The sequence below is a fragment of the uncultured Intestinimonas sp. genome (genome assembly GCF_944387245.1).
Classification (GTDB): domain Bacteria; phylum Bacillota; class Clostridia; order Oscillospirales; family Oscillospiraceae; genus Intestinimonas.
Window position 1 is genome coordinate 1 of record NZ_CALXEE010000103.1, and the last position, 5695, is coordinate 5695.

The following is a 5695-nucleotide window of genomic DNA, read 5'->3' on the forward strand; positions in this document are numbered from 1 at the left end:
AAGGCCCTCCAGATCCACGGCGGCTACGGCTACATGCGGGACTACCCCATCGAGCGCATGTACCGCGACGCCCGCATTGTGCCCATCTACGAGGGCACCTCCGAGATTCAGAAGGTGGTCATCGCCAGAGAGCTGCTCAAGTAACTTTTTCAAGATCCCTCCCTACCCCAACACATACAGTGGAAACCGTCATTTTGGTCTGTGACCGAAATGACGGTTTTCCCGCTTTCCGATTTATGGTATGATGGACTGCACAGGAGGAGTGTGCGAAAGGAGGACGGATATGTCGGAACAGGACATCGCACGCTACAAGCACATTTTTGATGAGATCCTCCGGATGACCGACGACGGCTTCATCGTCGTGGACACCAACGGCATCGTGACGGACATCAATGACCAATATTGTGATTTTCTGGGCAAGCCCAAGGAGGAGATCGTGGGCTATCCCATCCAGAAGACCATCAGCAACTCCAAGATGGTGGATATCGTGAAGCGGCGGTACAGCGAGGAACTGGCCCTCCACAAGTTTCTGCCCGGACAGAGCAAGGAGAACGACAATAATTTCCTGCTGGTGAGCCGCTCCTGCGTCTGCGACGAAGAGGACCGGGTGGTGGCGGGGGTGGCCCAGGTCAAGTTCCGCCTTCAGACCCTGGACTCGGCCAAGCGGCTCATGAGCGAGTACGCCGAGCTGGAGTTTTATAAGGAGGAATACCACAAGACCGGCGGCTGCCGGGCCAGCTTTGACTCCATCGTGGGCAGCACCGAGGCCTTTCTGGAGAAAAAGCGCCTGGGGCTCAAGGCGGCCCGTACGGATTTTCCCGTCCTTCTCACCGGGGAGACGGGGACCGGCAAGGAGGTCTTTGCCCGGTCCATCCACAACGCCAGCAACCGGGCGGACAAGCCCATGGTGAGCATCAACTGCGCCGCCATCCCCAACGAGCTGCTGGAGTCGGAGCTCTTCGGCTACGTGGACGGCGCCTTCACCGGCGCCCGGAAGGGGGGCAAGCCGGGCAAGTTCCAGCTGGCCAATGGGGGGACCCTCTTCCTGGACGAGATCGGCGACATGCCCCTCAATATGCAGGCCAAGATCCTCCGCGCCCTCCAGGAGCGGGAGGTGGAGCCGGTGGGCGGATCGGGGCCCGTGTCGGTGGATGTGCGGGTGATCTCCGCCACCCGGCGCAACCTGCCCGCCCTCATCGAGGCCGGGGAATTCCGGGAGGACCTCTACTACCGCCTCAATGTCATCAACATCGAGATGCCGCCCCTGCGCTGCCGCCGGGCGGACATCCTGGAGCTGGCCAACTACTTCCTGGCCCGGCTCAACAAGGAGTTCCAGCGCACCACCGTCCTCTCCCCGGAGGTCAAGCAGTGTTTTGCCAGCTACCAGTGGCCGGGCAACATCCGGGAGCTGGACAACGTCATCAAGGGAGCCTACGCCACCTGCGACAGCTTCACCATTGACATGCGGGACCTGCCGGGCAAGATGTCCCAGCCCAGGGGACCGGCGGTGCCGGGCGCCGGCACCGGCAAGCAGCTCACCGAGCTCATGAACGACTACGAGCGGGAGATCATCCTGGCCGTCCTCCGGGACAAGGGGGGCAACTGCCAGCGGGCGGCGGAGGAGCTGGGCATCCACCGCAGCGCCCTCTACAAAAAGATGGCCAAGCTGGGCATCGATCCCGCCGCCGACTGCCGGGGCCGGAAACGCTGAGCGCCGGCCATTGCCGATTTTGCTTGCGCCGGGGCGGAAAAGCCTGTATACTGGTGGAAAAAACACAGGAGGCGGCGACATGGCCCGGATCGACAAGGAAAACTACTATTTGGATATTGCGGACACGGTGCTCAAGCGCTCCACCTGTCTGCGCCGGTGCTACGGCGCCATCATCGTGAAAAACGACGAGATCCTCTCCACCGGCTACAACGGCGCCCCCCGGGGCCGGAAGAACTGCACCGACCTGGGCCGCTGCACCCGGGAGGAGCTCCGGGTCCCCTCGGGACAGCGGTATGAGCTGTGCCGCTCCGTCCACGCCGAGGCCAACTGCATCATCTCCGCCCCCCGCAGCGCGACCCTGGGCTCCACCCTCTACCTGGCCGGCCGGGACGCCAAGACCGGGGAACTTCTCCCCGATGCCACCTCCTGCTCCATGTGCCGGCGGCTCATCATCAACGCCGGCATCCAGCGGGTGGTCATCCGCCGCACCCCCGACCAGTACAGCGTGGTCCACGTGGAGGACTGGATCCGGGAGGACGACAGTCTGCCCCAGGCCCTGGGAGAAGCCCCGGGCGGTGAGCACGGCTGCGGCTGCTGTGGGTAAGTATGAAAAAGGAAAAAGGACCGCCCCGGTGCGAAAGCACCGGGGCGGTCCTTTTCACATACCAGAGGGGTGTGTTCCCCCTGCTTTTCGTCATTTCGCCTGCGAATGTTCTTGACAGAAAAGCGAGGGGGACTTACAATATAAAAGGACAAAACTGAAGAACTTCAGGGGATGTTTTTCACGAGATCGTGTGGGTGAGCATCAAAGTCCAAGACCGTCTGATGCTCGGGGACCCACACGAGTCATTTTATGTGCCGGAGTCCGTCCGCCGCCTGCGGATGTGCCCCGGGACGTGAACCGAAATGATTAGACGGAGGTGTATCGAGAACCTATGGGATTTATCCTGATCGGAATTCTGATCGGGCTTGTCATCGCCTTCCCGCTGGGGGTCCTCTACCGCAAGAAAGTGGCGGAAAAGGAGATCGCCAGCGCCGAAGAGGAGGCCAAACGCATCATCAATGAGTCCATCAAGAGCGCCGAGAGCAAGAAGCGCGAGGCGCTGGTGGAGGCCAAGGAAGAGATCCTCAAAGCCCGAAACGAGTATGAGAAAGAGGCCAAGGAACGCCGGGCCGATCTCCAGAAGCAGGAACGCCGTCTCCAGCAGAAGGAGGAGAACCTGGACCGCAAGACCGAGAATATCGAGAAGAAGGAGGAGACCCTCTCCCGCAAGCTCTCCGAGCTGGAGGACGCCCGGGAGGAGGTAGCCACCCTCAAGCGCTCCGAGATGGAGGTGCTGGAGCGGATCTCCGGCTTTACCGCCGAGGAGGCCAAGAACTACATCATCTCCCAGCTGGAGCAGGAAGTCACCCATGAGTCCGCCATGAAGATCAAGGAGATTGAGGCCCACTACAAAGAAGAGGCTGACAACATCGCCCGTGAGCTCATCTCCGGCGCCATTCAGCGCTGCGCCGCCGACCATGTGGCGGAGGCCACCGTCTCCGTTGTGCCCCTGCCCAACGACGAGATGAAGGGCCGCATCATCGGCCGTGAGGGCCGCAACATCCGCACCCTGGAGACCATGACGGGTGTGGACCTCATCATCGACGACACGCCGGAGGCCATCACGGTCTCCTGCTTCGACCCGGTCCGCCGGGAGATCGCCCGCCTGGCCCTGGAGAAGCTCATCCAGGACGGCCGCATCCACCCCACCCGCATCGAGGAGATGGTGGAGAAGGCCAAGCGGGAGGTGGACGCCACCATCAAGGCCGAGGGCGAGCGGGCTGTCTTCGAGACCAACGTCCACGGCCTGCACCCGGAGCTGGTCAAGCTCCTGGGCCGCATGAAGTACCGTACCAGCTACGGACAGAACGTGCTCAACCACTCCATCGAGGTGGCCCATGTGGCCGGGCTGCTGGCCGCCGAGATCGGCGCCAACGTGGCCGAGGCCAAGCGGGCCGGCCTGCTCCACGACCTGGGCAAGGCCATCGACCACGAGGTGGAGGGCTCCCACGTCCAGATCGGCGTGGAGCTGGCCCGGAAGTACAAGGAGTCGGAGGCCGTCATCCACGCCATCGAGGCCCACCACAACGACGTGGAGCCCCGCACTGTGGTGGCCTGCCTGGTCCAGGCGGCCGACGCCATCTCCGCCGCCCGGCCCGGCGCCCGGCGGGAGAACCTGGAGAACTATATCAAGCGTCTGGAAAAGCTGGAGGAGGTCACCTCCTCCTTCCCCGGGGTGGAGAAGTCCTTCGCCATCCAGGCCGGCCGCGAGGTCCGGGTCATGGTCAAGCCGGAGCAGGTCTCCGAGGACCAGATGGTCCTGCTGGCCCGGGACATCGCCAAGAAGATCGAGGAGGAGCTGGAGTACCCCGGACAGATCAAGGTCCACGTGCTCCGGGAGACCAAGGTCATCGAATACGCGAAATGATCCTATGCCGCTGTCTCTTTGGAGGCAGCGGCATTTTTAAAGGAGCGTGCTTTTATGGAACAGCGGCCTGACGTCCGCGCCGCGAGGGAGGCCCACATCTGGCTCCAGACCTTTGTGGCCGCCACCGTGGCCCTGGTGCTGCTCTTTGTGTTCGTGGGGCGGCCCGTGATGGTGGATGGGGACTCCATGCTGCCCACCCTTCAGGACCGGGAGCTCATGCTGGTCCGGCAGGCGGGCTATACCCCGCAGCCGGGGGACGTGGTGGTCCTCCGGAAGGAATTCCGGAACGTGACCGGCCCCATCGTCAAGCGGATCATCGCCGTGGAGGGCCAGAACGTGGAGATCGACTACGCCGCAGGCACCGTGGCGGTGGATGGGGTGGTCCTTACCGAGGACTACATCCTGGAGCCCATGGTCCGGCAGAGCTGGCAGACCGTCACCACCCTCACCGTCCCGGAGGGCCGCGTCTTCGTCATGGGGGACAACCGCAACATCTCCGACGACAGCCGGGACGAGGCTTTGGGGGCGGTGGAGGAGGCGTACATCCTGGGCCAGGCGGTGGCGGTGCTCTTCCCCTTCCAAAATTTCGGCGCGATTTCCTGAAATACGGGAACTTTCCTGTTTGTGCGTCGTCTAAAAGTCCTGTATGAACTTTAAAAGGAAAAGGAGCGCACATCTCATGAAGCGAATGCTCGCCGCTGCCGCGGCCATGACCCTCACCCTCTCCCTGGGCACCTCTGCCCTGGCATACTCCGGTACCATCACCCTCAACGGCGCCAAACTGGACACCGCCAAGCTGCCCGACGCCCCCGCCGGTGCCGTCATCCCCCTGCGCACCGTGGCCGAGGCCGACTACGGCTTTGCCGACTGGTACGCCGACGAGAACCGGTCCTATTTCTCCCTGGACGGCAACGACATCTACGTGGACTGCGCCACCGGCGCCATCGAGGTCAACGGCGAAAAGCTGGCCAACACGAAGGCCACCTTCGTCAATGGCGTCACCTTCGTGCCCGCCTCCGTGCTGGGCAAGCTGGACGGCTACACCGCCCAGGTCAAGGGCAGCGACGTCACCGTCACCACCCCCAACGCCGATGAGCTGGTGAGCCTGGCCCGGAGCATCATCAGCAAGGTGGACATGGCCGCCACCATGAAGCTGGACGCCGCCGGCATGGCTGAGAGCTACAACATCCCCAGCGACTGCTTCACCGAGGCGGTGGGCTTCTTCCCCATGATGGTCAGCGCCGACACCGTCATCATCGGCAAGGTGGCCGACGGCAAGCTGGACGACGCCAAGGCTGCCCTGGAGGCCCAGCGGGCCCTCACCCAGCAGAACTTTGAGCAGTACCTGCCCGAGCCCCTGGAGCGGGCCAAGAACGGCCAGGTGGTCACCAGCGGCGACTATATCATGCTCATCATCTCCGGCGACAACGACACCGCCATCCAGATGTTCAAGGACGGCGTGAAGTAAGCAAGACCCGGACCAAAGAAAAAAGCCCGCCGAGAGGCGGGCTTT

Annotated in this window: 6 protein-coding genes; all 6 read left to right on the forward strand. The window is 63.1% G+C overall.

Features of this window, described 5'->3' with window-relative positions; all coding sequences use genetic code 11:
* A partial coding sequence (locus Q0K15_RS10315; RefSeq protein ID WP_294515771.1) for an acyl-CoA dehydrogenase family protein occupies positions 1–144 on the forward strand: 144 nt, incomplete at its 5' end.
* Positions 145–283: 139 nt separating this feature from the next.
* On the forward strand, positions 284–1711 hold the full coding sequence (locus Q0K15_RS10320; RefSeq protein ID WP_294515766.1) for a sigma 54-interacting transcriptional regulator: 1428 nt from the start codon (positions 284–286) through the stop codon (positions 1709–1711).
* Between the two features lie 79 nt (positions 1712–1790).
* Positions 1791–2315 (forward strand): deaminase, encoded by a 525-nt coding sequence (locus Q0K15_RS10325; RefSeq protein WP_294515767.1) that lies wholly within the window; start codon positions 1791–1793, stop codon positions 2313–2315.
* A 331-nt stretch (positions 2316–2646) separates the two neighbouring features.
* Positions 2647–4182, forward strand: a complete 1536-nt coding sequence (gene rny, locus Q0K15_RS10330) for a ribonuclease Y (RefSeq protein ID WP_294515768.1) — start codon at positions 2647–2649, stop codon at positions 4180–4182.
* A 54-nt stretch (positions 4183–4236) separates the two neighbouring features.
* A complete protein-coding gene (gene lepB / locus Q0K15_RS10335) occupies positions 4237–4785 on the forward strand; it encodes a signal peptidase I (protein WP_294515769.1) in 549 nt (182 codons plus the stop codon).
* A gap of 76 nt (positions 4786–4861) precedes the next feature.
* On the forward strand, positions 4862–5650 hold the full coding sequence (locus Q0K15_RS10340; protein ID WP_294515770.1) for a DUF4358 domain-containing protein: 789 nt from the start codon (positions 4862–4864) through the stop codon (positions 5648–5650).
* The last annotated feature ends 45 nt before the right edge of the window (positions 5651–5695 follow it).